The 21,819-nt window shown below is 61.0% G+C and carries 32 protein-coding genes; 10 read left to right on the top strand and 22 right to left on the bottom strand.

Features of this window, described 5'->3' with window-relative positions:
- The first annotated feature begins 65 nt into the window (after nucleotides 1-65).
- Nucleotides 66-596 (top strand): cysteine hydrolase family protein, encoded by a 531-nt coding sequence (locus LOY34_RS17805; RefSeq protein WP_408980888.1) that lies wholly within the window; start codon nucleotides 66-68, stop codon nucleotides 594-596.
- Here LOY34_RS17805 and LOY34_RS17800 read toward each other — a convergent pair.
- The 14 genes from LOY34_RS17800 to LOY34_RS17735 all read right to left on the bottom strand — a co-directional run bounded on the left by LOY34_RS17800 (nucleotide 573) and on the right by LOY34_RS17735 (nucleotide 9,761).
- Nucleotides 573-2,180: an ABC-F family ATP-binding cassette domain-containing protein gene (locus LOY34_RS17800; RefSeq protein WP_195884634.1), complete on the bottom strand. Its 1,608-nt coding sequence runs from the start codon at nucleotides 2,178-2,180 to the stop codon at nucleotides 573-575. The genes LOY34_RS17805 and LOY34_RS17800 overlap by 24 nt on opposite strands.
- 156 nt (nucleotides 2,181-2,336) lie before the next feature.
- Nucleotides 2,337-2,579, bottom strand: coding sequence for a hypothetical protein (locus LOY34_RS17795; RefSeq protein WP_258663779.1), 243 nt, complete (start codon nucleotides 2,577-2,579; stop codon nucleotides 2,337-2,339).
- A 14-nt stretch (nucleotides 2,580-2,593) separates the two neighbouring features.
- Nucleotides 2,594-2,842: a hypothetical protein gene (locus LOY34_RS17790; RefSeq protein WP_093381016.1), complete on the bottom strand. Its 249-nt coding sequence runs from the start codon at nucleotides 2,840-2,842 to the stop codon at nucleotides 2,594-2,596.
- A 67-nt stretch (nucleotides 2,843-2,909) separates the two neighbouring features.
- Nucleotides 2,910-3,152, bottom strand: a complete 243-nt coding sequence (locus tag LOY34_RS17785; RefSeq protein ID WP_195884633.1) for a hypothetical protein — start codon at nucleotides 3,150-3,152, stop codon at nucleotides 2,910-2,912.
- 176 nt (nucleotides 3,153-3,328) lie between these two features.
- Nucleotides 3,329-3,571: a hypothetical protein gene (locus tag LOY34_RS17780; protein WP_045194678.1), complete on the bottom strand. Its 243-nt coding sequence runs from the start codon at nucleotides 3,569-3,571 to the stop codon at nucleotides 3,329-3,331.
- A 14-nt stretch (nucleotides 3,572-3,585) separates the two neighbouring features.
- Nucleotides 3,586-3,831 carry a hypothetical protein gene (locus LOY34_RS17775; RefSeq protein WP_195884632.1) on the bottom strand — a complete coding sequence of 82 codons (246 nt, stop codon included), beginning with the start codon at nucleotides 3,829-3,831 and terminating at the stop codon, nucleotides 3,586-3,588.
- A 69-nt stretch (nucleotides 3,832-3,900) separates the two neighbouring features.
- Entirely contained in the window at nucleotides 3,901-4,140 is a 240-nt protein-coding gene (locus LOY34_RS17770; RefSeq protein WP_195884631.1) for a hypothetical protein, read from the bottom strand.
- Nucleotides 4,137-4,628, bottom strand: a complete 492-nt coding sequence (locus LOY34_RS17765; protein WP_195884630.1) for a hypothetical protein — start codon at nucleotides 4,626-4,628, stop codon at nucleotides 4,137-4,139. The genes LOY34_RS17770 and LOY34_RS17765 overlap by 4 nt, the downstream gene beginning before the upstream one ends.
- Nucleotides 4,629-4,776: 148 nt before the next feature.
- Complete coding sequence (locus LOY34_RS17760) at nucleotides 4,777-5,019, bottom strand: hypothetical protein (protein ID WP_093381029.1); 243 nt, start codon at nucleotides 5,017-5,019, stop codon at nucleotides 4,777-4,779.
- 12 nt (nucleotides 5,020-5,031) lie between these two features.
- On the bottom strand, nucleotides 5,032-5,511 hold the full coding sequence (locus LOY34_RS17755) for a hypothetical protein (protein WP_045194668.1): 480 nt from the start codon (nucleotides 5,509-5,511) through the stop codon (nucleotides 5,032-5,034).
- Between the two features lie 118 nt (nucleotides 5,512-5,629).
- Nucleotides 5,630-7,018 carry a hypothetical protein gene (locus LOY34_RS17750; protein ID WP_195884629.1) on the bottom strand — a complete coding sequence of 463 codons (1,389 nt, stop codon included), beginning with the start codon at nucleotides 7,016-7,018 and terminating at the stop codon, nucleotides 5,630-5,632.
- A 21-nt stretch (nucleotides 7,019-7,039) separates the two neighbouring features.
- Nucleotides 7,040-7,897, bottom strand: coding sequence for an ammonia-dependent NAD(+) synthetase (nadE, locus tag LOY34_RS17745; protein WP_195884628.1), 858 nt, complete (start codon nucleotides 7,895-7,897; stop codon nucleotides 7,040-7,042).
- An 11-nt stretch (nucleotides 7,898-7,908) separates the two neighbouring features.
- On the bottom strand, nucleotides 7,909-9,114 hold the full coding sequence (gene pncB, locus LOY34_RS17740; protein WP_045194661.1) for a nicotinate phosphoribosyltransferase: 1,206 nt from the start codon (nucleotides 9,112-9,114) through the stop codon (nucleotides 7,909-7,911).
- A gap of 2 nt (nucleotides 9,115-9,116) precedes the next feature.
- Nucleotides 9,117-9,761, bottom strand: a complete 645-nt coding sequence (locus tag LOY34_RS17735) for a nicotinamidase (RefSeq protein ID WP_093381037.1) — start codon at nucleotides 9,759-9,761, stop codon at nucleotides 9,117-9,119.
- Between the two features lie 99 nt (nucleotides 9,762-9,860).
- Here LOY34_RS17735 and LOY34_RS17730 point away from each other — a divergent pair, with 99 nt between their 5' ends.
- Genes LOY34_RS17730 through LOY34_RS17720 form a run of 3 tightly spaced genes read left to right on the top strand, consistent with a single transcriptional unit; the run spans nucleotide 9,861 to nucleotide 11,621 of the window.
- Nucleotides 9,861-10,421 (top strand): adenylyltransferase/cytidyltransferase family protein, encoded by a 561-nt coding sequence (locus LOY34_RS17730; RefSeq protein WP_195884627.1) that lies wholly within the window; start codon nucleotides 9,861-9,863, stop codon nucleotides 10,419-10,421.
- A complete protein-coding gene (locus tag LOY34_RS17725) occupies nucleotides 10,418-11,128 on the top strand; it encodes an NrtR DNA-binding winged helix domain-containing protein (RefSeq protein WP_093381042.1) in 711 nt (236 codons plus the stop codon). The genes LOY34_RS17730 and LOY34_RS17725 overlap by 4 nt, the downstream gene beginning before the upstream one ends.
- A gap of 25 nt (nucleotides 11,129-11,153) precedes the next feature.
- On the top strand, nucleotides 11,154-11,621 hold the full coding sequence (locus LOY34_RS17720; protein WP_045194653.1) for a GNAT family N-acetyltransferase: 468 nt from the start codon (nucleotides 11,154-11,156) through the stop codon (nucleotides 11,619-11,621).
- 4 nt (nucleotides 11,622-11,625) lie between these two features.
- Here the strand turns inward: LOY34_RS17720 and LOY34_RS17715 are convergent, their stop codons facing one another.
- From LOY34_RS17715 to LOY34_RS17680, 8 genes are all read right to left on the bottom strand, one after another.
- Entirely contained in the window at nucleotides 11,626-12,291 is a 666-nt protein-coding gene (locus LOY34_RS17715; protein ID WP_230090882.1) for a hypothetical protein, read from the bottom strand.
- 17 nt (nucleotides 12,292-12,308) lie between these two features.
- Nucleotides 12,309-12,953: a hypothetical protein gene (locus LOY34_RS17710; protein WP_195884625.1), complete on the bottom strand. Its 645-nt coding sequence runs from the start codon at nucleotides 12,951-12,953 to the stop codon at nucleotides 12,309-12,311.
- 38 nt (nucleotides 12,954-12,991) lie between these two features.
- The gene (locus tag LOY34_RS17705) at nucleotides 12,992-13,435 is read right to left on the bottom strand and encodes a hypothetical protein (RefSeq protein WP_195884624.1); all 444 of its coding nucleotides are present in this window, start codon (nucleotides 13,433-13,435) and stop codon (nucleotides 12,992-12,994) included.
- A 79-nt stretch (nucleotides 13,436-13,514) separates the two neighbouring features.
- Nucleotides 13,515-14,153 (bottom strand): BRCT domain-containing protein, encoded by a 639-nt coding sequence (locus LOY34_RS17700; RefSeq protein WP_195884623.1) that lies wholly within the window; start codon nucleotides 14,151-14,153, stop codon nucleotides 13,515-13,517.
- Between the two features lie 13 nt (nucleotides 14,154-14,166).
- On the bottom strand, nucleotides 14,167-14,556 hold the full coding sequence (locus LOY34_RS17695; RefSeq protein WP_195884622.1) for a hypothetical protein: 390 nt from the start codon (nucleotides 14,554-14,556) through the stop codon (nucleotides 14,167-14,169).
- Between the two features lie 207 nt (nucleotides 14,557-14,763).
- A complete protein-coding gene (locus tag LOY34_RS17690) occupies nucleotides 14,764-15,084 on the bottom strand; it encodes a DUF6124 family protein (protein WP_195884621.1) in 321 nt (106 codons plus the stop codon).
- Nucleotides 15,085-15,523: 439 nt separating this feature from the next.
- A complete protein-coding gene (locus tag LOY34_RS17685; RefSeq protein ID WP_195884620.1) occupies nucleotides 15,524-16,165 on the bottom strand; it encodes a LysE family translocator in 642 nt (213 codons plus the stop codon).
- A gap of 145 nt (nucleotides 16,166-16,310) precedes the next feature.
- Nucleotides 16,311-17,369 carry an NAD(P)-dependent alcohol dehydrogenase gene (locus tag LOY34_RS17680; protein WP_195884619.1) on the bottom strand — a complete coding sequence of 353 codons (1,059 nt, stop codon included), beginning with the start codon at nucleotides 17,367-17,369 and terminating at the stop codon, nucleotides 16,311-16,313.
- Between the two features lie 180 nt (nucleotides 17,370-17,549).
- On the opposite strand from LOY34_RS17680, the gene LOY34_RS17675 reads away from it, so the two are divergent.
- The 6 genes from LOY34_RS17675 to LOY34_RS17650 all read left to right on the top strand — a co-directional run bounded on the left by LOY34_RS17675 (nucleotide 17,550) and on the right by LOY34_RS17650 (nucleotide 21,796).
- Entirely contained in the window at nucleotides 17,550-18,902 is a 1,353-nt protein-coding gene (locus LOY34_RS17675; RefSeq protein ID WP_195884618.1) for a VWA domain-containing protein, read from the top strand.
- Nucleotides 18,903-18,984: 82 nt separating this feature from the next.
- Nucleotides 18,985-19,209, top strand: coding sequence for an MbtH family protein (locus tag LOY34_RS17670; protein WP_038994517.1), 225 nt, complete (start codon nucleotides 18,985-18,987; stop codon nucleotides 19,207-19,209).
- Nucleotides 19,210-19,218: 9 nt separating this feature from the next.
- Complete coding sequence (locus LOY34_RS17665; RefSeq protein WP_258663772.1) at nucleotides 19,219-19,938, top strand: thioesterase II family protein; 720 nt, start codon at nucleotides 19,219-19,221, stop codon at nucleotides 19,936-19,938.
- 56 nt (nucleotides 19,939-19,994) lie between these two features.
- Nucleotides 19,995-20,546, top strand: coding sequence for a hydrolase (locus LOY34_RS17660; RefSeq protein ID WP_045194633.1), 552 nt, complete (start codon nucleotides 19,995-19,997; stop codon nucleotides 20,544-20,546).
- Nucleotides 20,547-20,560: 14 nt separating this feature from the next.
- Nucleotides 20,561-21,055: a DUF1543 domain-containing protein gene (locus LOY34_RS17655; RefSeq protein ID WP_195886022.1), complete on the top strand. Its 495-nt coding sequence runs from the start codon at nucleotides 20,561-20,563 to the stop codon at nucleotides 21,053-21,055.
- Nucleotides 21,056-21,127: 72 nt separating this feature from the next.
- Entirely contained in the window at nucleotides 21,128-21,796 is a 669-nt protein-coding gene (locus tag LOY34_RS17650; protein WP_195884616.1) for a hypothetical protein, read from the top strand.
- Nucleotides 21,797-21,819 lie beyond the last annotated feature (23 nt).

Raw genomic sequence — 21,819 nt, 5'->3', positions numbered from 1 at the left:
CCGCCAGCAATGGACGGGGCCTTGTCTTTTCTCCGTCCGGGCTGGCCAATCACACGGAGATGAAGATGCAAGCAAAACGCGCACTGCTGGTCCTGGATATGCAAGTGGGTTTGTTCCACGGCCCCGAACAACCCTGGCAGGGTGAGCAGGTGCTCAACCGGATCAACAGCCTGATCGGCGCTGCGCATAACACCCAGGCAGCGGTTTTTGCGGTTCGCCACACCGGGCCCGAAGGTTCGCCGATTGCCGCCGGCAGCCCCGCGTGGCAGTTGTTGCCGGCGCTGGCGATTGATCCCGCACGCGACAAGGTCTTCGATAAAACCCGGCCCAGTGCCTTCTTTGCTACCTCGCTGGCCGATCAACTGCGTGAAGCCGCTATCGATGAACTGGTCATCGTCGGCCTCAAGACCCAGTACTGCGTCGACACCAACTGCCGGGTTGCCCGCGAGCTTGGCTTCAACGTCGTACTGGTCAGTGATGCCCACACCTGCATGGACACCCCAGGCTTGCCCGCCGAGGCGATCATCGCCCACCACAACCTGACCCTGGGCGGCGCCTTTGCCCACCTGCAATCAAGCGCGGATGTGCAGTTCTGAGCCATCGCCCAGTTGCAGGTAGCCGTCCAGCTCTAGTTGCTGCATGAACACCCGGTCGTGGGACGCAACCAGCAAGGTCCCGCGATACTGGCGCAGCATGGCTTCAAGGGCAGCGAGGGAGGGCAGGTCGAGGTGGTTGCTCGGCTCGTCGAGCAACAGCAGGCCCACCGGGGTGTCGCGGTACAGCACCCCGGCCAGGGTTGCCTTGAGCCGTTCGCCGCCGCTGAGCACGCCGCTGGGCAAACTGATGCGCTCGGCGCCCAGGCCCAGTTGCGCCAGGCGCGTACGCAGCAGGCTCTCGTCCGGGTTGGCGCTGGCGCTGCGCAGGTAGTCGAGCACCGATTGCCCGGCGGGCAGCAGGCTGCAGTGCTGGTCGAGCAAGGCGACTTCGCTGCGTACTTCACACGTCCCCGCGGCCGGCGCCAATTGCCCGGCCAGTACCTTGAGCAAGGTGGATTTACCGCTGCCATTGGCGCCGACCAGGCCCAGGCGTTCGCCGCTATACAGGCTGAGATCGACCAGGCCTTGGTGGGCGAAGGGCAATTGCAGGTCTTGAAGTACGACTACCTGACTGCCGCTCGGTTGTAGCGGCGTGGGCGCATGGATCACGATCGGGTTGGCAGATTCAACCTGCTGCGCCGCATCGCGCACCTGTGCGTTAAGCGCCTGGCGCGCCGCCTGATGATCACGCTGCTGTTTGCCGGCAGTGGTTTCGCTGCGTTGCTGCTGGCGGTCGAGAAGGATCTTCGCCTGGTTGGCCGAACGCGCAGCCTTGCTGGCGCGCGACTGCTGGCGCTGCAGGCGCTCGCGCTGTTGCTGCAGCTCGCGGGCCTGGCGCTGGCGTTCGAGCTTGAGGCGTTCCAGGGTGCGTTCGGCCTGCTCGGTCTGCGCGCTTTTGCACTGGGCGTAGACGCTGTAATTACCGCCGTAGCTGCTCAGGCCCAGGGGCGAGAGTTCGACGATGCGCTCCATGCGCTCAAGCAGCGCGCGGTCATGACTGATCACCAGCAGGCCCTTGTTCCAGCCCTCGAGCAGGGTCATCAGCGCCTCCCGGCTGGTGGCGTCCAGATGGTTGCTGGGTTCGTCGAGAATCAGGTAATCGGCATCACTGACAAAGGCCCCGAGCAGCGCCACGCGCATCGCCTGGCCGCCGCTCAGCGCCGCTGCACAGTGCGCCCAGTTCAGTTGCCCCAGGCCATGCAGATCAAGCTGCGCCTGCAGGCGTTCGCGAATGTCCCAGCGCTCGCCGACGCAATCGAAGTCTGCGTCTTGGGTGCTGCCGGCCTCGATGCGCAGCAAGGCATCGATCACCTCGCGCAGCTGGGCCAGGTCCGCCACCGTGGCATCGGCATCGGCCAGATGCTGACCCACATAGTGCACCCGGCCACGACGCAAACAGCGGCCTTCGCTGGGCGGCAAGCGCCCGGCCAAAACCTGTGCCAGCAACGACTTGCCCACGCCATTGCGACCGACCAGGCCGGTGCGGCGCTGGTCGAAGGTCTCGACAAGATCGGAAAACAAAAGCCGGCCATCCGGCAAGGCCAGGGTGACGCTGTCCAGCGTCAGGATCGACGTATTCGTCATGCAAAACTCCAAGAAATGCCCGCGACGTCCCCCGCAAAGGGGCTGAAGACTGGCCGTCGCAAAGACGGCGGCATTAATGGCGCATTGGACGAATACCTCGGGGAGGATGGGTGAGGGGACAGCTTAGGGCGCAGAGCGGTGCGGGTAAAGAGCCATTTAGTCCAGGTGGTCAAACCTGCGACGCCTGAAGAATAAACTGGAGCCGGAACCTGAGATGAGCAATGACACCAGCCAGATGTCCAGTCCGTACCAGTACGTGTCAGGGAATGCGAACATGCCATAGATACCGGCTCCCCAAAGCGAAATCCCCAGCCACTTTCTGATCGGGTAGGGTTTCAGGCAGTGGTCCACCACGGACATCAGGATCATTGCGAAGCACATTTGTGTAATTGCAGACATGGCTTACACCCTGCTCAGGCCCAGCGTTCGGGATTGAATCGGTGGCGCCTGAAGAACAACTCCAGCCCACCGACAACGGCAAAGAGTGAAACGAGGTGCAAGTCAAAGCCAAGCCAATGGCTTTCGGTCAGCGTTAACCTGCCAAGCAAGCCGCCACCCAGGAAGGTAAGACCGAGCCATTTTCGTGGCCTGTAGGGCTTGATCAGACGGTCTATGAGGATGAAAAACGCCAGGACGAGGAAGAATTGATTGGACTCTGACATGGTATTTTTTAACCTTGACTCTCACAGATGGCGACGTCGGCAAAAGACCCGCCTAGAAGATATTCATTCATTCGTCGGGTTGAAACTTGCGGCGTCCCTTAACCAGAGTCATGCCCGCGAACAATACGAACAAAGGGAACAGTTTCAGATTCAACTCATGCCAATAGAGGCCGCCGGGCACAAATTGCAACGTAACGGCGGCTGTCATCAGCGCCAGGCCCAGCCATTTGCGGAGTAAATAGGGTTTCAGGCAATGATCCATAAATGCAATCAGGATCAGTGCGTAGCACAGCTGGGTAACGTCAGACATGGGCAGCACTCAAGCGTCCTCATCGAATCGGTTGCGCCTGAAGAGCAACTCCAAGCTAGCAATCATACCGACGCCAAACAATACGACGCCACAACGTTTTCTTAGCCGATAAGGCCTGGCGAGGAAATACAGGGGGTAAAACACAACCGGAAGGATGGTGTATTGAAGGTTCTCACTCATTCGTCAGGTTGAAACTTGCGGCGTCCGATGATCAGCGTCGTACCTGCGCAGAATACGAGCACAGGCACTAGGAACAGATCCATTGCCTCCCAATAGCTGCCACCCGGTTTGAACAGTAAAGTAATACCGGCGGCCCATAGGAACAACCCTAGCCATTTACGAATCAGGTAGGGCTTCAGGCAGTGATCCAGAAAGGCGATGAGGATCAATGCGTAACATAGCTGGGTAACTTCAGACATGATGTGTGCTCTGCTCAGTCATCGTCTTCGTGGCGGTTGCGTCTGAAGAACAACTCAAGTCCTCCGACAATTGCAAAAAGCGAAACCAGATACAGATCAAAGCCGCCCCAGTAACTTTTTTCGCTCAGCGTGACTCTACCCAGCAGGCCGCTCAGCAAGAATGTCAAACTTAGCCATTTTCGTAGCTTGGAGGGTTTGAGCAGGCGCTCAATCAGTGCGAAGAATACGAAGGCGATAAAAAATTGACCGAATTCCATCATGTGTTTTTAGCCTTGATTCTTGATGGTCACTGAGGAAGTTGTTCGTTGGGTCCGATGAGGTCAATTAAGTCAGCCCTGTTCGAGATACTTGCGTCGCGTCATGAAGAGCGCGCCGCCGGCTCCTGATATGCAGATGGCGATGAATTCGATATCCAATGAACCTGCCCGGGTAGGGAGCAGGTAGCTGGCAATCGTGCCGCCGAAAAACAGTACGATGCCACAGCGCTTTCGTAGACGATAAGGTTTGACTAAGAAGTACAGCAGGTAAAATAGAGTCAAGAGGATTGTGTACTGAAGATACTCATTCATGGGGCCAGACCTGCGGTCGGTATGATTATCGAGTCAGTTGAAAATTGTGGACCGATGCCCCCGTCGACACGAGCCTCAATGCTTATGATCAGGTCCCCTGTGTGATAGGTACGTAATGAGCCGCTTACAAAAAAACGGGTCAAGATTGCCACCGGAATGGTGAAAGCGGGTCCGGCAAGCATTGCAATCCTGCTGGCGCTGGAGCTAGAAGCGTTGGAAATTTTGTGACGTTGTTCGTTAAGGATATCGCCCTGCACGCGAGTCAGTGGTCTTGAAATTCTAATGGTCATGGTGCAGGCGCGACTACGTGCTTGCATCCTGTCATAAATCGCGACTGTTCTTTGAACAACTTCATAGTTCCCGTTTTTCGCTTCGGGAAAGTGAAGTTCTCGCAGCTGTCCGCGATCACCCTCCGTAACAACGAACTTGGAAACATGGAAAACTATTCCGTGAGGACCGGCGTACTCATAGGTTTTTTCGATCTGCACAACAACCTTCCCTGTGTAATACAGACGCGCCAGGCGCACCTCATCGACGTGCAGGGAAAGATGCCCAAATCAATTTCGGGCGTATGTCGTACTACTCCGGTATCAAGGTAGGACCGATCCCAAATTAGCGATCAGCCCCAGGAAACGCTCAGCCAACCGGCGCAAACCGACGACGTTTGAGGAACAGCCCTACACCCAAGGCGACGGCGAAGATCGACAGCAGCCCCAGGTCGGCCCCCAGCAGGCGGGCCTGGCTTGCCGCTACGCAGCCGACCGCGCCAGCGGCCACCAGCGCCAGGCCCAGCCACTTGCGCAGCGGGTAGGGCTTGAGAAAGCGATCGAGCAAAAAGAACAGCACCAGGGCCAGAACCAGCTGGGTAATCTCGGACATGTGCGGCTCCACTCAGGTCTTGATGATCAGGGTCGAAATGGTGCTCTGCGGGCCGATGCCGCCGTTGACCCGCGCTTCAATGCTGACCAGCACGTCGCCTGCATGGTAGGTGGGCAGGATTTCGTTGGCGTACATGCGCACACCGGCACCCACCGGGACGCCGACATAGGGCGAGGCGACGGAACTGGCGGCGCCGGCGAAGGCCGAGGCGGCGAGGTTGGCGACCTTGGTGCGCTGGGCATTGAGCACGTCGCCCTGCTGGCGGGTCAACGGCTTGGAGATGCCGATCATCATGGTGCACGGCAGGTTCTTGGCGAGCATCTTGTCGTAGACCTCGACCACCTTGCTGTTCACTTCATAGTGAGCGCTTTTCGCTTCGCCAAAATGCAGCTCACGCAGGCGCCCGCGTTCGCTGTCGGTGAGGGTGATCTGCGAGACGTTGAAGACGATCCCGTGTTGGCCCATGTATTGGAAAGTCCCTTCGAACTTCATTGCACGCATCCTTTCGAGGCAAAGGCGGCGATTCTGTACAAGGATCGCCGTCGGTGCAAATCATTGTGCCAGGGTTGTGATCAACTCGTGGCTTGGAGTTGAGAGGGCCCCAACGGGTTCACTTCACCGTTTGCAGACGCAGGTCGCTGTAGTAAAAGGCGTTCTTGTCGGTGCTGGCATTGAAGAAGTAGCCGTAGTCTTCCAGGTAGAACAGGTGATTCACGCGTTTGTACTCGTCACCCTTTACGCTGCAGTCGAGTGCCTTGGCATTGCCACTCAAGCTGGCGTTGAGGGTGTTGGCCGGCAGTTGCTGTTGCACGGTGCACTCGGTGATCTTCAGATCCTTGTCGTACTGGCCAATCACGCTGTTGTTGGTCACACCTTGCTGTGAATAGCTGAGTTTGCTGCCCACCGCCATGGTCTTCCAGTCACCCTTGAAGCTCAGGCTGGTCAGCGCGCTGCTTTCACTCATGCCGGTAAAGTCGCTTTTGCTTACCAGCGGGATCAATCCGCGCCAGGTGACATTTTGCGCCTCATAGCCTTTGCCACGCAGGATCAGCACTTGCTGGCGGCTGTTGGCATCGACGGAGAGAAAGTGCTCTTCGCGCATGGGCGACGTCTTGCCTTTCATGGTCGAGGTGCCGACGGTTTCCAGGTAGGTTAGCGGCTGCACCGGCGTGGGCAGTTGCAGGCGCTCGAGGGCGACCATCACCGACGGGCTGACCGGCGGCATCACCCCGGTGACGATCGGTGCCTTGAAGCGCGGGCTGAACGGCGCCAGTTGCGCGAGTTTGTCCGGCGTTGCGCAGGCCAGATCGTACAGCGCCTGGTAATCGGCGTTGCTGCCAGCCACAGGCGCGGGCTTGGGCAGTGAGGGGACCATGCCGTCGGTGACCCGGTTGTCGGCATCGACATCGTAGCCGGCCAGCAGGGTGTAGGTGCCGGTGCTGCAGTTGAAGCGGTGATGCTCACGCTTTTGCGCGTAGGGGGCGTTGTACGGCAGGTCGAGGAGGATGCTCGGCTGGTCGAAGGCGGCCCACAGGCTGACCTCGTCGCCGATTTTGGCGATGCTGTTGCGCTCGACCAGCACCCATGGCTCGCCCTCTTCACCTTTAAGCTTGCGCCAGTCGGGCTTTGCTTGAGCCTTGCAGGCCTGGGCGAAGCTGGGGTTATTCAGCAGGGTGGCATGGTAGCGAGCCGGCATCGGCTGCGGTGGGGCATAGCCGCTGGTGCTTTTGAAGTAGGCACGCTGGTCGGCGTCCAGGTACATGATCGCCACGTTCGGCTCGATGCACGAGGCTTCGAGCTGGAAACTGCGATCACTCAAGCCGTTGTTGGCCGGTACCTTGATCTGGAAACTCAGCACATCGCCTTCGCGATACAAACTGTTGGCCGACAGCGGCTGGGCGAGCATGTTGCCGATGTACTGGTCGAGGCTGTCCTTGGAAGGCGTCGCGCAGCCAGTGAGGGTCGCGGCTGCCAGCGTGGTGATGATCAGACGTTGCACAACAATCTCCGGTGAGTCCATTCAAGGTGGCGGCATTGTAGCGAAACTTGTCTTGGGTGCCTTGGGCAATTCGCGCTTGTGCCGGGTCTTGTCGTAGGCACTGATGATGGTTGTGGCCACGGCGTCATCGACCTCTTCGCCGTGCAAAAAGGCATCGATCTGCGCGTAGCTGACGCCGTAGACCTGCTCGTCGGCCAGGCCCGGGCGTAACTCTTCAAGGTCGGCGGTCGGCACCTTGTGTACCAGGTGTTCAGGCGCACCGAGGGCGGCGGCGATGGCCCGCACCTGGCCTTTGCCCAGCCCGCTCAGCGGCGCCAGGTCGCAGGCGCCGTCACCGAACTTGGTGAAAAACCCCATCACCGCTTCGGCGCCATGGTCGGTGCCGATCACCAGGCCATTGCGGGCATTGGCCAGGGTGTACTGAGCGAGCATGCGCAGGCGTGCCTTGACGTTGCCGAGGACAAAATCCCGCTGGCCGTCGGCAAGCGTGGCCAGTTGCGGCAACTGCCCGGCCAGGCCCTGAACGCCGTCGGCAATGTTCACCGTCACGCACTCATCGGCGCCGACAAAGGCCAGTGCCGCCTGGGCATCGGGCTCGTCGTGCTGGGTGTTGTACGGCAGGCGCATGGCGATGAAGCGGTAGCCGTTATCGGCCTGCTCGCTGCGCAATTGCTCGACCGCCAGCTGCGCCAGGCGCCCGGCGGTTGACGAGTCGACGCCGCCACTGATGCCCAGCACCAACACCTTCAAGCGCGCATCGAGCAGGGTCTGCTTGATGAAGTCGATGCGCTGGCGGATCTCACTCGCCACTGCAGCACCGTCTGCGAAGGGCGCCACCACGCCCAGGGCCTGGGCAATCTCGATCTGACGACTGTTCATGTGCTGCTCCTTCACTGGCCTTCGACCTTGAACACGTGCTTGAGGTAGCTGACGAAGTTCTCGTCGCGGCATTGGGTCTTGCCCGGGCTGTCGGAGATCTTCGCCACCGGCGCGCCGTTGCAGGCGGTCATCTTGATCACGATGTTCATCGGCTCAACACCTGGAATGTCGCAGGTCAGGTTGGTGCCGATGCCGAAGCTGACGTTGATCCGCGGGCTGAGCTCGCGGTACAGGTGCAGGGTCTTGGCGAAGTTCAGGCCATCGGAAAACACCAGGGTCTTGCTCTTGGGGTCGATACCGAGTTTTTCGTAGTGGGCGATGGCCTTGTTGGCCCAGAGCAACGGGTCGCCGGAGTCGTGGCGCAGGCCGTCGAACAGCTTGGCAAAGTACAGGTCGCAGTCCTTGAGGAAGGCGTCCATGCCGATGCAATCGGTCAGGGCGATGCCCAGCAACCCGCGGTATTCCTTGACCCAGCATTCCAGCGCGGCGACCTGGCTGTCGATCAGCCGCGGGCCCAGTTGCTGGTGGGCCATGAACCATTCGTGGGCCATGGTGCCGATCGGCTTGATGTCCAGCTCGCGGGCCAGGTGCACGTTGCTGGTGCCGACAAAACGCCCCGGGAAATCCTGCTTGAGGGTGTGTACCACGTGCTCCTGGACCCGGTAGGAAAAGCGCCGGCGGGTGCCGAAATCAGCCAGTTGCAGGCCGGCCAGTTCCGCAGGCGACGCTTCGGCCTTGAGCCAGTCGAGTTTCTGGTACAGGCGCTCGCCGACCTGCTCCATCACCACTTCGCGGTAGCGGTAGCGGTTGCGCACCTCCGAGACGATTGCCAGCAACGGGATCTCGTAGAGGATCACGTGCAGCCAGGGTCCGCGCAGGCGGATTGCCAGTTGTCCGGCGTCATCGATGCCAACGTGCACGTAGCGCAGGTTGAAGCGGAACAGGCTGAGAAAGCGGATGAAGTCCGGCTTGATGAAGGGGATGCGCCCCAGGTACGCCAGTTGATCCTGAGTGATCGAGACCTCGGCCAGTTGCTCGATCTGGTAGCGGATCTCGGCCAGGTACGGGGTCAGGTCTTCGCTGTTGCGGCAGCGGAACTCCCATTCCACCTCGGCGTTGGGGTAGTTGTGCAGTACCGCCTGCATCATGGTGATTTTGTAGAAGTCGGTGTCCAGCAGGTTCTGGATGATGCTTGGGCCGAAGACGCTCTCGCTCATGTTCATGCTCCCTTGAATGCGTTCAGTTGCTGGTCGAGGCTGGCGAGGTCGGCGCAGGCGATCACGCCGTGCCCGGTCATCTCGGCCAGAGCCTCGGCGCCGCCCTGGGCGCAAATCGCCCGGCACGCCGGTTGATAGAGGAACACCTGCAAGCCTGCAGCCTGCAATTGCAGGGCGGTGTTCTTGACGCAGAAATCCAGGGCCAGGCCGCCGACGATCACCGCCTGCACACCGTGCACCTTGAGGTATTCGATGACTCCGGTGGAGCGGCGGTTGGCCAGGTCGTGGTAGCAGGCGCCGTAAGGGTGCAGGTCGGGCTCGATGCCTTTCCACACGAAAAAGTCGTAGTCGATCGGCGCGGGCAGACCGGCCAGCAGCTCGAAGCCCGGCGTGCCCGGTACGCAGTGGCTGACCCAGGTCAGGTCGGCGTTGGCCATGCCCAGCGGCTGCAGCATCTCGGCGTGGCTGCCGACCACCCAGGCGGCTTTTGGCGTGTGCGCATCCTTGCTGCCGATGCGCAGGCTGGCGCGTTCGGCCATGGCGTTGAGGGCCGGGGCGATCTCGGCGCCGCCGGGTACCGGTAACTCATTGGGGGCGTTGTCGGTGAAGCCGTTCTGGGCGTCGACATCGAAGCTGGCGATTTTCATGCGGTGCCTCCTGCGCTGGGTGTGGACACATAATTCACTAGGTGTAATATATATGTCAACCGCTTTTTCTTTTTCACAAGCAATCATGGTGGATATAGTATGCATAGTGAAATATATGAGTCGGGCCCGGCAAGGTTTCGCCTGGCGGTCTACGGTGGGGCCTTTGACCCGCCGCACCCCGGGCATTTGAGCGTGATCACCCGGGCGCTGCAGTGGGCCGAGCAGGTGCTCGTGGTGCCCAGTTACCGGCATGCCCATGGCAAGCGCATGGTCGACTTCGACCTGCGCTGGCGCTGGTTGCAACGGCTGATCGCGCGCCTGGATAACCCGCGGGTCAGTTGCTCGGCGGTGGAGCGCGAGCTGGGCGGCGAGGGCGGGGCGGTGTACAGCTATGATTTGCTCTGTGCCTTGAGCGAGCGCAGCGGTATTGCCCGCGCTGATATCGCCCTGGTCATCGGCGAGGATAACCAGGCCAATGTCGCGGGCTTTTACCGAGGCCAGGAACTGCTGGCGGACTTCGGCCTGCTGGTGGCCGAGGAGCAACTGGGCGTGCACAGCTCGGCGATCCGCGCCGGCCTGCGCAGTGGCCAGGCGCTGCCGGCGGCCTGGTGCCTGGCCGACATCGTTGACGAGTTTGAGGTGTATAGGAGTCCACAGTGAGTGCTGCAGAAGTACTGGCCAGCGTCGACATCGTCGCGTTGCGCCTGCATCCCGAAAGCAAACAGCTGCAAGTGTTGCTGTACCGGCGCGAGCGCGCGCCCCACGAAGGTGAATGGGCGCTGCCGGGGGTGATCGTCAACGGCCGCACCCCGGACAACACCCTGGCGGCCGCGGCGGACCGGGCGATGAGCGAAAAAGCGCGGATTTTGCCGCGTCACCTGGAACAGGTGGGCACCGAAGGCAATGCCTTTCGCGACCCGCGCGGCTGGTCGATGAGCACCTACTACCTGGCCTTGCTCGGCCCGCAGGTCGAGGCCGGCAGCGAGCAGCTGTGCTTTGTCGACGTCGCCAGCGTCATCGGCCGCAAGCGGGTACTGCCGTTCGACCACAACCTGCTGGTGCAACTGGCCTGCGAGCGCCTGGCCTCCAAGGCGGTGTACACCAACCTGCCGCTGTACCTGGCGCCGGAGCGATTCACCGTGCTCGACGCCCTGAACGCGGTGCAGGCCTGCCTGGGTCACCCGGTCAACAACACCTCCCTGCGCAAGCGCCTGGAGCGCATGAAGGACGAAGGCTGGATTCGCGACACCGGCGAAAAGAACTTCCCGAAAATGGGCCGGCCGCAGCAACTGTTCGAACACACGCCAAAAGCCGAGACGCCGTTCGTGTTTGACCGTAGCCTGTTGCCCGAGCGCTCTGGCGCCTGAGCCAAAACACAAAAAAGGACATCACATGCCGAACCTGGAATGGCTTGAACAGCACATGCAGCACTGCGACACCTTCGCTGAGCGGCTGTACCGGCAATTCAGCTACGAATACGCCGGTATCCCGCTCAAGCAATGGCAGCGCGAGTTTGCCGAGGGCCAGCGCAATGGCGACTGGCAATGCCTGGTGGCGCTGCACGATGGGCGCTTGCTTGGCGGTGCGGCGCTGGCTCGCGACGACTTGCCCGGGCGCCCGGAGCTTGGGCCCTGGCTTGCGTGTGTGCTGGTTGAACCGCAAGCGCGCGGGCAAGGCCTGGCGGAAAAACTGATTGAAGGAATCTGCCAGCAGGCCCGGGAGCGCGGCGTGGCCACCCTGTACCTGCACACCCATGACCAGAGCGCGTACTACGCCAAACGCGGCTGGAGCGTGCGCGAGCAGTTCGAGGCCTGGGGCAAGGCGCAGTGGTTGATGTCGCGGGAGTTGCTTGGCCAGTAGGCCCTTAGCTTCGCAGGTAGCTGTCGTGTAGGTCTTTGAGTGGCCGAGCAACCTTCAGCGCCTGCTCAACCGCCATGAGCTCCCGACCTTCCAGTGTGCGCCGGCCAAACGAATAGAAAGCGCCGCCCGGGTCGACATGCGCCGAGAACAGCCCGAAAACCTCATCGCCTGTCACCTCGAGCAGCAGTTCCATATGCGCTTCAAACGGCGTGCAGGCACTCAGGTAGGTCAGCCCCCCGACCACCGCGCGGGCACTCCAGCAGGCTTCCTCCAGGGCAATGATCGGCCCTTGTTCAGTAGCGATTTGCCCCAGCGACCAGGCGCTCTGCTCGCGTGGCAGCGACCTGAGCATGGGCAGTAGTTGCTCGCTACCAAGGATGTCGAGTTCATGGCTGTCGCCCCTGCTGCAGAGCACCTTTGCCTTGAGCAAATAGCTCTGGGCAATTTCCGAAGGCTGTTCGCTCCAGCCATTGACGGCGGACAGCGGCGGGCACCATAGCAGTTGCACGGTCTCGCCAGCCTGCACAGCATCGTGCCGGTCGAACTGCGCCCAGGTCTTGTCGCCGGCTTTCGGCACAAGGGCCTGCAGGTCAAGGGTCGGCGCGCTGTAGTCGATGCCGGGCACGTTGCGCCAGCTTGAGGGCCAGCAGGTTTTCAGCGCAGGAGGCATTGAGTGGGTTGCCAAGGCTAGCGAATCGCTAGCGTTGGCTGATTTTTACTCGGGCTCTCTACTTGGAGGGTTGAGGTAATGATGAGATCACTCGCGTTTAGCTCGGTCTTTAACTCGCTCAAGACTGCATTGATTATTGCGTTGTCGTCGCCGCTTAAATTGGCTTGAGGGTTGCCTGAAATTATGCGCATGGTGTTAAGCATGCAACTGCCGGTGTACAAGTAACGCTTGTAGGTTTTGATAACTTCGTCGAATGTTTCGTGTGTGGCTTGGGTGTTTTTTATTTGAGTTCTGTAGCCATTAATCGCTTCTATCTGGACGCTGAGTGACTTGATTGCAAAGCGCTGGCTTTTGTTGAAGCGCCTAAAAGATGTCTCGGTTGCGGGCTTCAGGAACTGACAGATTGTATCTCTAGGGACATAGTAGAATGGTTGGCCTATCTCGGGTTCTCCATTTTTTAGTTTCTTTAGTGATATCAGCGCGGTGGCCATTTTCTTTAGCCTTGCTTCAAGCTCGATTAGCTCGTCGTCGAGCTCCAAGCTGAGGTTGTTGAAGATGGTCTTGGCCTTTGCCTTCTCTTTTCTGTTTTCTATTAGCGGTGTTGCCCATATACCTAATGCAAAGGTTGCAAGTGGGGCTATGTATTTAAAGTATTCAAGCATTGTTGGGGCTCCGAAAAGTTTTATGATTTTCTGGGAGGTTAAATTTTGGATATTAAGGCTGCGGTGATCGCGGCGCTAGCGCTGATGGCTGCGACTAGCATAGGAATAAAAATCTTCCAGCGTTCGGCATGCTTTCTTTCTCGATCATGGAGCTCGATCGCTACTTCGATTAATTTGTTAACTACAGAGGTGTCCAGCGGAGGTCTCACTTTTTTTCCGTTTTCTGTCGTGTGGGGGAGAACGTAGCGTGAAACTAGGGATACTCTATCAATAGCCCCCTGTTCTTCGCGAACACGGAAGAGTTCTGGGTGGTTTTTAGCAAGGTTTATCCACGAGTTTTCTGACTCCGGTTTTTCTTTTAACTCATCCTTCAAACCCGCTTCGCTACGACTAGTATTACGGTCGTAAGCCAAAACCTGTATCAGGGCTAGCACCTCACCTAAGCGTCCATTTTTTACATAGGAGGATTTTTTCTCAGGCATCGTTTTCTCTTTTTTAGTGTGCGGGCTAATCGCTCTGGCAGGCGGTGAGTGGAGTGTTAGCGAAGTTTTCTTGTTAGGGTCAATTTTGCCCAAATACCGCCTTCTGCCAATGCTCCTCGCTAACAATCGCGATCCCGCCCCCAGCCTCTCTTATCTCCACAGCCTTCTTGATCTTCGTACCGTAACTACTGTGCAGCCATTGCTCGTTCCCGACACTCCCCACCACCAGGAAGTGCACCTTTTTGCTCACCGATCCGCCGATCAAGGCTCCGCGTTCTAGCATGAGGGCCTCACACTCTTTACGTGGCCCATAGGCCATGGCGCCAGTAAAAAGGTAGACCCTATCTGACCAGTCGAGGGCCGGTGCAGGATCATTGAGGGGGAGTGTGGTGGGCGCAGTAAAAGGGCGAGGACTATTACTGGGGGCGCCAGTAAATTGCTGGAGTATCTCCAACAACTCCACCGACTCGTCGGCATCCAGAATTCCATCGCTGAGCATATTGGCCAGGCGCCGGTAGAGCAGGTTGATCACTGGATCATCCAGATGGGCCAGATGATGCTCGATCCAGTTTTTTAGGAACTCAGCCTCTCGCTGGTTGATGGTGTTATCTGCCGTGAGCCCAGCGGCAATTCCGAGCAAGGCGTCCGCCGAGCGTCGGTCGATACGGGCCTGGTGGTAGAAACGACTGTGTTCGAATTCCTGATGCAAGTCGACCATGATGCAAGCTTCCTTACTCTTCGCTTTCAACCTGTGAATTGAAGTATTTGCTTTGCTCGGACGTGAACGTCACGACCATCTCTGTGCGGCTGCAAATAATCGTCAGTTCTGTTGTGGTATCGATATGCAGGTCGTCACCACGTAAACCTTGCCATTGAGCCAGATACTTGAGCGAGCCGAACTTTTCGAGCTTCTTCAAGGCGCGTTCGACACCACCTTTCCAGCCCAGCACGGGGAGCTCACCGGCGATGCAGCGCTGGGCAATGTCAGGATGTTTGAAGGCTCGTTCACGACCAGCCTCCCAGCAGCGGATCAGACCTTGATCAGGGCCCTGCCAGGTATCGGACCAGCTGAGGTTGGAGCGTAGAGCTGCGAGGATGGGTCGATGGACAATCGTGTTCATTCAGCCTCCCTGGCTGGTGATAGTCGTATTGAGTTACGCGGACCTGTTCATTGGATGCTACTAAGTGGCCAGTATTGATGTCCAGCCCGGAGAGTCGGGGCTTGATGGTCTTTGGAGGCTGGACGCAAAACTTGTGTGGGGCTGGCCTTGCCAGCGATGGGCCGCACCTGCGGCCCCAAAACCAGGCGCTTGCATCGCCCTTTATTATTACCTGGCTGCCTTGCGCTCCAAGGCTTGTGCCTCGATCCCATCAAGCAAGGCATCCACCAGTCCCTTGGCCATTTCGACCGAGTGCAGTGTCGCCCAAATCATTCCACGGGCGTCGGCATCAACCTTGTCGCATGTCTGCATGCCCGTGTCATGGGCGCAACGCAAATACATCGACGCGTGCACCAGCGCGTCATGTGCCTCAATTCCGGGGCGTACAGAAAACAACGGAGGATGACCTGCAGCACAGGCGCCGAAAGGCGTGGCGGCAGTGTGGGGAAGGGCGCCGGCTGGCGGTGGATCAGGAACGATCTTGATCATGCTGCATCTCCTATATCAGCCAGGAAACTGCCAGCATCCGCTTGCACACGAATGGGTGGCAGCTGTGCGCAGGTGTGCAAGACCGAGGATATAGAACCCGGCAGACCCGAAGGTCTCCCACGCACAGCCACCATAAAACAATTCCACGGCCAAAAAGGCACGCCGGGAAGGTCTCAAGGTACTGATTGCTCCACATCGTTCGGGCTTGCACACCCGGTCGCTGAATTGGCAGCGACTGCGTTAGGGTAGCGGGGTTGAGTTGGGTATTCAAGCGCAGGCATGTATCAAGAAGCGGCGCGGCGATGTAGAACCAGTGGGAGCTGGCTTGCCAGCGATGCGGCCGTTTCAGTCAACACATCAATTATTGCCCGACTTGCGACCGCTACGCGTTCGATCGCTGGCAAGGCCAGCGCCCACAAGGTTTACGCTGCTCTGCGGATCAAGCGCCCTGACGGCGCATGGTCAGGATCGCCGCGCCAAAGCAGATAAACGTCGAACCCACCACCCGGTTCACCCAGCGCGAGAACGCCGGCCGGGTCAGGACGCCCTTGGCCCGCGAGGCGAGGGCGGCGTACAGGCTTAGCGAGGTCAGCGACAAGGCCATGAAGATCGCCGTGAGAATCAGGAACTGCGGCAGCAGTGCGGCGCTCTGGTCGATGAACTGCGGGAACAGCGCGGTGAAGAACATCGTTGCCTTGGGGTTGGTGGCAGCGGTGAGGAACGCCGATTTGTACAGCTTCAAGCGCGATGGCTTTACCTGTTCCTGGCCTGCGGCAACGTCGCTCGCCAGCATCGGGCTCTTTTTCATCAGCTGTTTGGCACCGAGGTAGAACAGGTAGCCGGCGCCGAGGATCTTCACCGCGTTGAACAGCCATTCGGAGCTGGCCAGCAGGGCACCGAGGCCGAGCATGGCCGCCGCTGACAGGCAGAACAGCCCGCTGGCATTGCCCAGTGAAGACCACACCGCGAAACGCGGCCCGTAGGCCAGGCTGTTGTTGATCGCCATCAGCGTGGCGGGGCCAGGGCTGGCGATGGCAATCGCGGCAACCAGGGTGAAGGCAAGCAGTGCGTGAAGATCCATTTTCAGGCTCTAGAAGGTGGAGTAGGCACAGAATGTAACAGGATCAGCCACCGCTCTGCTCGGCAAACCACTGCATCACCAGCGCACATGCCGGATGCCCGGCCCCTGCCGCCAGCCATCGCCCGCCTGGGCCCTGGCGGCGCCATCAAACCTTGGCAGGCGCCTGCAACGAGGCCATGTCGATGACGAAGCGGTAGCGCACATCGGAGCGCTCCATGCGCTCGAAGGCCTCGTTGATCTGCTCCATGCGGATCATTTCGCAGTCGGGCAGGATGTTCTTCTTGGCGCAGAAGTCGAGCATCTCCTGGGTCTGGGCAATCCCGCCAATCGGCGAGCCGGCCAGGCGCCGGCGGCCGAGGATCAAGGGTACGGTCTGTTGCTCATCGATCGGCCCGACCTGGCCGACGATCACCAGGGTGGCGTCGATGTCGAGCAAGGCCATGTAGGGCGACACATCGTGACGCACCGGGATGGTGTCGATGATCAGGTCGAAGCTTGAACGGGCGCTGGCCATGGCCTTGGCGTCGGCAGACACCAGCAGCTGGTCGGCACCCAGGGCCAGGGCGTCGGCGAGTTTGTCGGCGCTGCGGCTGACCACGGTGACATCGGCGCCCATGCCGGCGGCCAGTTTCACCGCCATATGGCCCAGGCCGCCCAGGCCCAGCACCGCCACCCGGCTGCCGGGGCCGACATTCCAGGTGCGCAGCGGCGAGTAGGTGGTGATCCCGGCGCACAGCAGCGGCGCCGCCTTGGCCAGGTCCAGGCCATCGGGCACGCGCAGAACGAATTCCTCGCGCACCACAAGGTGCTTGGAGTAACCGCCGTAGGTCGGCGCCTTGGTTATGCGGTCCAGGCCGTTGTAGGTCTGGGTGTTGGTCTCGCGGCACAGTTGCTCTTCGCCCTTGCGGCATTGGTCGCACTGCTGGCAGGAATCGACCATGCACCCCACCGCCACGGCGTCGCCGACCTTGTAGCGTTTTACTGCGCTGCCGATTGCCGTGACCCGGCCGACGATCTCGTGCCCGGGCACGATCGGGTAGCGGCTGATGCCCCAGTCGTCGCGGGCCTGGTGCAGGTCGGAGTGGCACACCCCGCAGTAGAGGATCTCCATGGCTACGTCGTTGCTGCGCAGCTCGCGGCGTTCGAACGGGAAGGGGGCGAGCGGCGCGTCGGGCCGTTGCGCTGCATAACCGATGGTGTACATAGGCACCTCTGAAGGTTGCGGACGGAGGGCAAGCTCAGCGCTTCAATATAGCTACCCGGGCGACTTTTGCCGGCCGTAGCCTCAGGCGACCAATGGTGGCGTTATGTCAGTTAAGCGGTTTGACAGGGTATTCACCGTGGCTATGATCCAGAAACAGCCCATGAGCAGGGAGCACAGGGCATGAGCACCGTTTCAGTTGTGCCGATCATCGATATATCGGAAAGCATGAGCCAATATGGGCACGTCGAGCAGGCGCTGATCGACACCCAGGCGTTCCTGCGCCTGCATAAGGCCGGCGACAAGCTCGCGGTGGTCGCCTGTGACCACAAGGCGCGCACGGTATTCACCGGCAACGGCGGCCTGGCCACGGTCGACCCGCTGCTCAACATCACCGCCAGCGCCGCCACCGCGGTCGCCGGGCTGGCCTTTGACGGGCTGTCCAGCGCCATCGGCCTGGGCTTGCAGCACAGTCGCAGTTTTCTCGACGCCTCGCGGCTGTCCCGCGCCTGCGTGCTGCTCAGCGACGGCCAGCACAACGACGGGCCGTCACCGCTGGAGGTGCTGCCGATCTACCCGGTGATGGCCTGCGCCCTCGGCCCGCAGGCAGACCAGCACCTGTTGCAGCAGATTGCCCAGCGCACCGGTGGTCGCTACTTCTATGCGCCGCGGGCGGTGGACTTGATGAAGGTCTACAACCAGATCCGCGCCTCCAGTGCCAGGGCGGCGTTGCTGAGCAACCAGTTGTGCGATATCGCCCAGCATGGCTACCAGTTGATTCCGGTGGTGATCGGCCAGCGCCCGGGGGCTGCGCAATTGTCGCTGGTGTGGTCGCGCCGCGAAGTCAGCTACACCAGCGCCAGCCCGCGCGGCAATCAGCTGTCGGTAAGCCTGGTCGACCCCAGCGGCGCCGTCAGCCTGCGGGCACCGAGCATCATCGGCGCCGGTTTTGTCATCTTCAATATTCCCCAGCCGGCACCGGGGCAATGGTACCTGCAGGTCGAGTTCGCCGGCAGCGGGCAATCGATCAGTTGCACCGCCGGGGCGTTGCAGCACGGGGCAACGGTGCGCAGCGGCCTGGCCGACATTCGTCTGAGCGTGGAGATGGCCGCGCGGCACACGGCCGGCCAGCCGCTGACGCTGACGGCGCACCTGGAGGCCGGTGGCGAAGTGCTCAGCAATGTCCGCGCCCATGCCATCGTGCAGGGGCCGACCATCAGCCTGGCCGACGCCCTGATCAAATACGATGACCAGCTCTACACCGTGCAGGCGCTGCCGTTCGACCGCGCCCAGGGCATCGCCGAACCCCTGGCGCGCCTGGCTGCGCTGCGTCATACCTTGCTGCCGGAACTGGACATCCTCGCCCATCAGGAACGGGTGGTGCACCTGGGCAGCGGCGCCGGTCAACTCGGTACCTGGCTCGACACCCCGGTGCCGGGCTCCTACAGCGTGCAGGTAGTGGTCAGCGGCGAAAGCCAGGCTTCGGGACCGTTCCAGCGTTGTGAGCTGGTCAGTGTGCTGGTGACCGCGGATTAATTTATTGCACCTGTCGTTCGTTCTCTTGAAAGCCACCGTACGCCATTGGCGTGACGGGCCCAATCAATCGAGGAGACAGGCAATGACATCGGTATTCGACCGCGAAGACATCGTGTTCCAGGTGGTGGTCAACCACGAAGAGCAGTATTCGATCTGGCCCGACTACAAGGCGATCCCGGCGGGCTGGCGGACCGTGGGCAAAAGCGGCCTGAAAAAAGAATGCCTGGCCTACATCGACGAAGTCTGGACCGATATGCGTCCTTTGAGCCTGCGCCAGAAGATGGCCGAAACCGCTGCGGCGCAGTAAGGGGCGGCCGTGTCTGCATTGACCCTGCTGTGCCTGCCGTATTCCGGCGCCAGTGCCATGGTCTACAGCCGCTGGCGGCGCAAGCTGCCGGCCTGGTTGCAGGTGCGCCCGGTGGAACTGCCCGGGCGCGGCGCGCGCCTGGGCGAGCCGCTGTTGACCGACATGCAGGTGCTGGCCTGCCAGCTGGCCAGCGAGCAACGGCTGGCGGCCAGTCAGCCGTATGCCTTGCTCGGCCACAGCCTGGGCGCCTTGCTTGCCTTCGAGCTGGCCCACGAGCTGCAGGCGCTGGGCTGTCCGCCGCCGGTGGCGCTGTTCGCCTGCGGCACGGCCGCGCCCACCCGGCGTGAAGACTACGACGGCGGCAAGTGGCGCGAGCCCAAGAGCGATGAAGTATTGATCGACGAGTTGCGCACCTTGCAAGGCACGCCGGAAGAGGTGCTGGCCAATCAGGAGCTGATGAGCCTGACCCTGCCGGTGCTGCGCGCCGATTTCCTCTTGTGCGGACGCTACGTATATCGCCAGCGCCCGCCGCTGCGTTGCCCCGTGCATGTGCTCGGCGGGGAAGACGACAAGGCCAGCGAAGAGCAACTGCTGGCCTGGCGCCAGGAGAGTGTCGGCGACTTCTCGCTGGAGATTTTCCCCGGTGGCCACTTCTTCATTCACGAGCATGAAGCGCGCGTGCTCGGCGTGCTCAGTGCTGCCCTGGAGCCCCATCGGCTTGAGCATTGACGCAGCGCGGTCTGATGGGCGAGCCTTGGGCTTTACCCGCAACCCAGGGGCAGAGGATGTTGATCAAGCCGAACCAGGCCAGCTTGCTGGTCATCGATGTTCAGGAAAAACTCATTGGCGCGGTCAGCGACCCGGCCGGCACCCTCGCGCGCACCCGCTGGCTGTTGGCGGCGACCGCTACCCTGGGGCTGCCGACGGTGTTTTCCGAACAGTATCCCAAGGGCCTGGGGCCGACCGTGGCGCAGCTCAAGGAGGCTTCGCCCGGCGCTGCGGTGGTCGAGAAGCTGCACTTTTCCTGCGTGGCTGCCGAGTGCCTGCCGGCAGCGCTGCTGGCCCGCGAACAGGTGATCGTCTGCGGCATGGAAACCCATATCTGCGTCTTGCAAAGCGTGCTCGGCCTGCTTGAGCTGGGTAAGCAGGTGTTCGTGGTCGAGGATGCCTGCGACTGTCGCGGTGCCCACAACCGTGACGCCGGCATTGCCCGCATGCGCGCCGCCGGGGCGCAGATCGTCACCCGCGAGATGGTGGTGTTCGAATTGATGGGCAGTTCGGCCCATGAGCAGTTTCGCCACATCAGCAAGACCTACATGGTGGGCGAACAGCCGTGAGCGCTACACCTTCGATGCTGTATGTGGTGATGCTCGGCGGCAAGCACCCGCGCGCCAGGATCGAGGTGCACGATGTGGCCTTTGTCGTCGGGCCGTCGCTGGCGGCCTGTTACCCGCAGTTGCGCGAGCAGTGGTTCGGCAGCGCCAAGGGCCTGCATATCGACTCCTGGCTTGAGGTCGACGGGGTAGAGGGCTTCAAGCTGGGCTGGTCGGACCTGCAACCGGCGCCGGGCGAGCCGCGCCTGTACTTCATCAACCTTGGCGGTTACGAGCCGGGCTGCTTTGGCGAGGCGCATCACTACCTGCTGGTGGTCGCCAGCAACAAAGAGCAAGCCAAGGCCAAGGGCAAGCAGCAGATGGCCCGGCACTGGAGCAAACCGCACACCGACGCGCTGCTGGATGTCGACGACTGCGTGGCGGTCGACCAGGTCGGCGGGCGCTATGTGACGCTGCAGCCGGGGCCGCACGCAGCCTTGGCCCAGTACAGCGACTACCTCATCCTGTCCTGAGCCGCAGGTGGTGGTGTTGCGCGCTGCTGTGCATTACAGTGCGCGCCACTTCATTACTTACAGGATGTTCAGATGAAACCGCGTGCATTGCTGACTATCGGCTCGACCCTGGCCCTGGCCTGCCTGCCCTTGTTTGCCCAGGCCCAGGCCACCGTTGCCCAGGTCTTCAATGGTGAAATGCTCGGCACCAACCTCAAGTACTTCGAGTCGGTCGCAGGCATTGCCCGCACCAGCTTCGGTGACAAGCACACCTATAAGGTACAGGGCTGCGAAATTACTGCCGACGCCGCCGGCGGCAGCATCAACGACCTGCGCCTGGAGCTGTCGCCGACCTGCAAGGCCGACCTCAGCTCGTTCATCGGCACCTTCGCGCCAGCGGCCAACAAACCGCTGACCATCGCCGCCCTGCATGAATCCACCGGTGGCCCGCTGGAGTTCTACGCCGACTGCCTGGAGATGTGTGGCAACGCCGCCGACCCGTCGGTGTATGCCTTGTGGGAAGGGCCGCATGCGGTGGGCTTCACCCAGGTCCTGGCCGAGGTCATGCTCACCGACGACGCCGCCATCGCCGCCTCGAGCAAATGGGCAGACGAGATGAAGAAGCACAAGGGCGAAGACTTCGTCATGGAAAACCAATACAACTGCGAGCGCAGCTTCGATCCGGCTGCCCTGCAGAGCTTCAAGCCGGTGGCGATCACGGCGGTGACCATCGGCACGCAACTGAGCAAACCAGGCTGCTGATTGCAGTCGTGCCCGCGCGCCGC

It is taken from the genome of Pseudomonas sp. B21-009 (assembly GCF_024749345.1).
Classification (GTDB): domain Bacteria; phylum Pseudomonadota; class Gammaproteobacteria; order Pseudomonadales; family Pseudomonadaceae; genus Aquipseudomonas.
The sequence above is the reverse complement of the archived record's forward strand: the minus strand, read 5'-3'. Positions and strand labels throughout refer to the sequence as shown.

Bases quoted from the DNA above. Each gene is read 5' to 3' on its own strand.
- LOY34_RS17805 (WP_408980888.1), top strand. From the start codon at position 66: ATGCAAGCAAAACGCGCACTGCTGGTCCTGGATATGCAAGTGGGTTTG.
- LOY34_RS17800 (WP_195884634.1), bottom strand. From the start codon at position 2,180: ATGACGAATACGTCGATCCTGACGCTGGACAGCGTCACCCTGGCCTTG.
- LOY34_RS17795 (WP_258663779.1), bottom strand. From the start codon at position 2,579: ATGTCTGCAATTACACAAATGTGCTTCGCAATGATCCTGATGTCCGTG.
- LOY34_RS17790 (WP_093381016.1), bottom strand. From the start codon at position 2,842: ATGTCAGAGTCCAATCAATTCTTCCTCGTCCTGGCGTTTTTCATCCTC.
- LOY34_RS17785 (WP_195884633.1), bottom strand. From the start codon at position 3,152: ATGTCTGACGTTACCCAGCTGTGCTACGCACTGATCCTGATTGCATTT.
- LOY34_RS17780 (WP_045194678.1), bottom strand. From the start codon at position 3,571: ATGTCTGAAGTTACCCAGCTATGTTACGCATTGATCCTCATCGCCTTT.
- LOY34_RS17775 (WP_195884632.1), bottom strand. From the start codon at position 3,831: ATGATGGAATTCGGTCAATTTTTTATCGCCTTCGTATTCTTCGCACTG.
- LOY34_RS17770 (WP_195884631.1), bottom strand. From the start codon at position 4,140: ATGAATGAGTATCTTCAGTACACAATCCTCTTGACTCTATTTTACCTG.
- LOY34_RS17760 (WP_093381029.1), bottom strand. From the start codon at position 5,019: ATGTCCGAGATTACCCAGCTGGTTCTGGCCCTGGTGCTGTTCTTTTTG.
- LOY34_RS17755 (WP_045194668.1), bottom strand. From the start codon at position 5,511: ATGAAGTTCGAAGGGACTTTCCAATACATGGGCCAACACGGGATCGTC.
- nadE (WP_195884628.1), bottom strand. From the start codon at position 7,897: ATGAACAGTCGTCAGATCGAGATTGCCCAGGCCCTGGGCGTGGTGGCG.
- pncB (WP_045194661.1), bottom strand. From the start codon at position 9,114: ATGAGCGAGAGCGTCTTCGGCCCAAGCATCATCCAGAACCTGCTGGAC.
- LOY34_RS17735 (WP_093381037.1), bottom strand. From the start codon at position 9,761: ATGAAAATCGCCAGCTTCGATGTCGACGCCCAGAACGGCTTCACCGAC.
- LOY34_RS17730 (WP_195884627.1), top strand. From the start codon at position 9,861: ATGCATAGTGAAATATATGAGTCGGGCCCGGCAAGGTTTCGCCTGGCG.
- LOY34_RS17720 (WP_045194653.1), top strand. From the start codon at position 11,154: ATGCCGAACCTGGAATGGCTTGAACAGCACATGCAGCACTGCGACACC.
- LOY34_RS17715 (WP_230090882.1), bottom strand. From the start codon at position 12,291: ATGCCTCCTGCGCTGAAAACCTGCTGGCCCTCAAGCTGGCGCAACGTG.
- LOY34_RS17710 (WP_195884625.1), bottom strand. From the start codon at position 12,953: ATGCTTGAATACTTTAAATACATAGCCCCACTTGCAACCTTTGCATTA.
- LOY34_RS17705 (WP_195884624.1), bottom strand. From the start codon at position 13,435: ATGCCTGAGAAAAAATCCTCCTATGTAAAAAATGGACGCTTAGGTGAG.
- LOY34_RS17700 (WP_195884623.1), bottom strand. From the start codon at position 14,153: ATGGTCGACTTGCATCAGGAATTCGAACACAGTCGTTTCTACCACCAG.
- LOY34_RS17695 (WP_195884622.1), bottom strand. From the start codon at position 14,556: ATGAACACGATTGTCCATCGACCCATCCTCGCAGCTCTACGCTCCAAC.
- LOY34_RS17690 (WP_195884621.1), bottom strand. From the start codon at position 15,084: ATGATCAAGATCGTTCCTGATCCACCGCCAGCCGGCGCCCTTCCCCAC.
- LOY34_RS17685 (WP_195884620.1), bottom strand. From the start codon at position 16,165: ATGGATCTTCACGCACTGCTTGCCTTCACCCTGGTTGCCGCGATTGCC.
- LOY34_RS17680 (WP_195884619.1), bottom strand. From the start codon at position 17,369: ATGTACACCATCGGTTATGCAGCGCAACGGCCCGACGCGCCGCTCGCC.
- LOY34_RS17675 (WP_195884618.1), top strand. From the start codon at position 17,550: ATGAGCACCGTTTCAGTTGTGCCGATCATCGATATATCGGAAAGCATG.
- LOY34_RS17670 (WP_038994517.1), top strand. From the start codon at position 18,985: ATGACATCGGTATTCGACCGCGAAGACATCGTGTTCCAGGTGGTGGTC.
- LOY34_RS17660 (WP_045194633.1), top strand. From the start codon at position 19,995: ATGTTGATCAAGCCGAACCAGGCCAGCTTGCTGGTCATCGATGTTCAG.
- LOY34_RS17655 (WP_195886022.1), top strand. From the start codon at position 20,561: ATGCTGTATGTGGTGATGCTCGGCGGCAAGCACCCGCGCGCCAGGATC.
- LOY34_RS17650 (WP_195884616.1), top strand. From the start codon at position 21,128: ATGAAACCGCGTGCATTGCTGACTATCGGCTCGACCCTGGCCCTGGCC.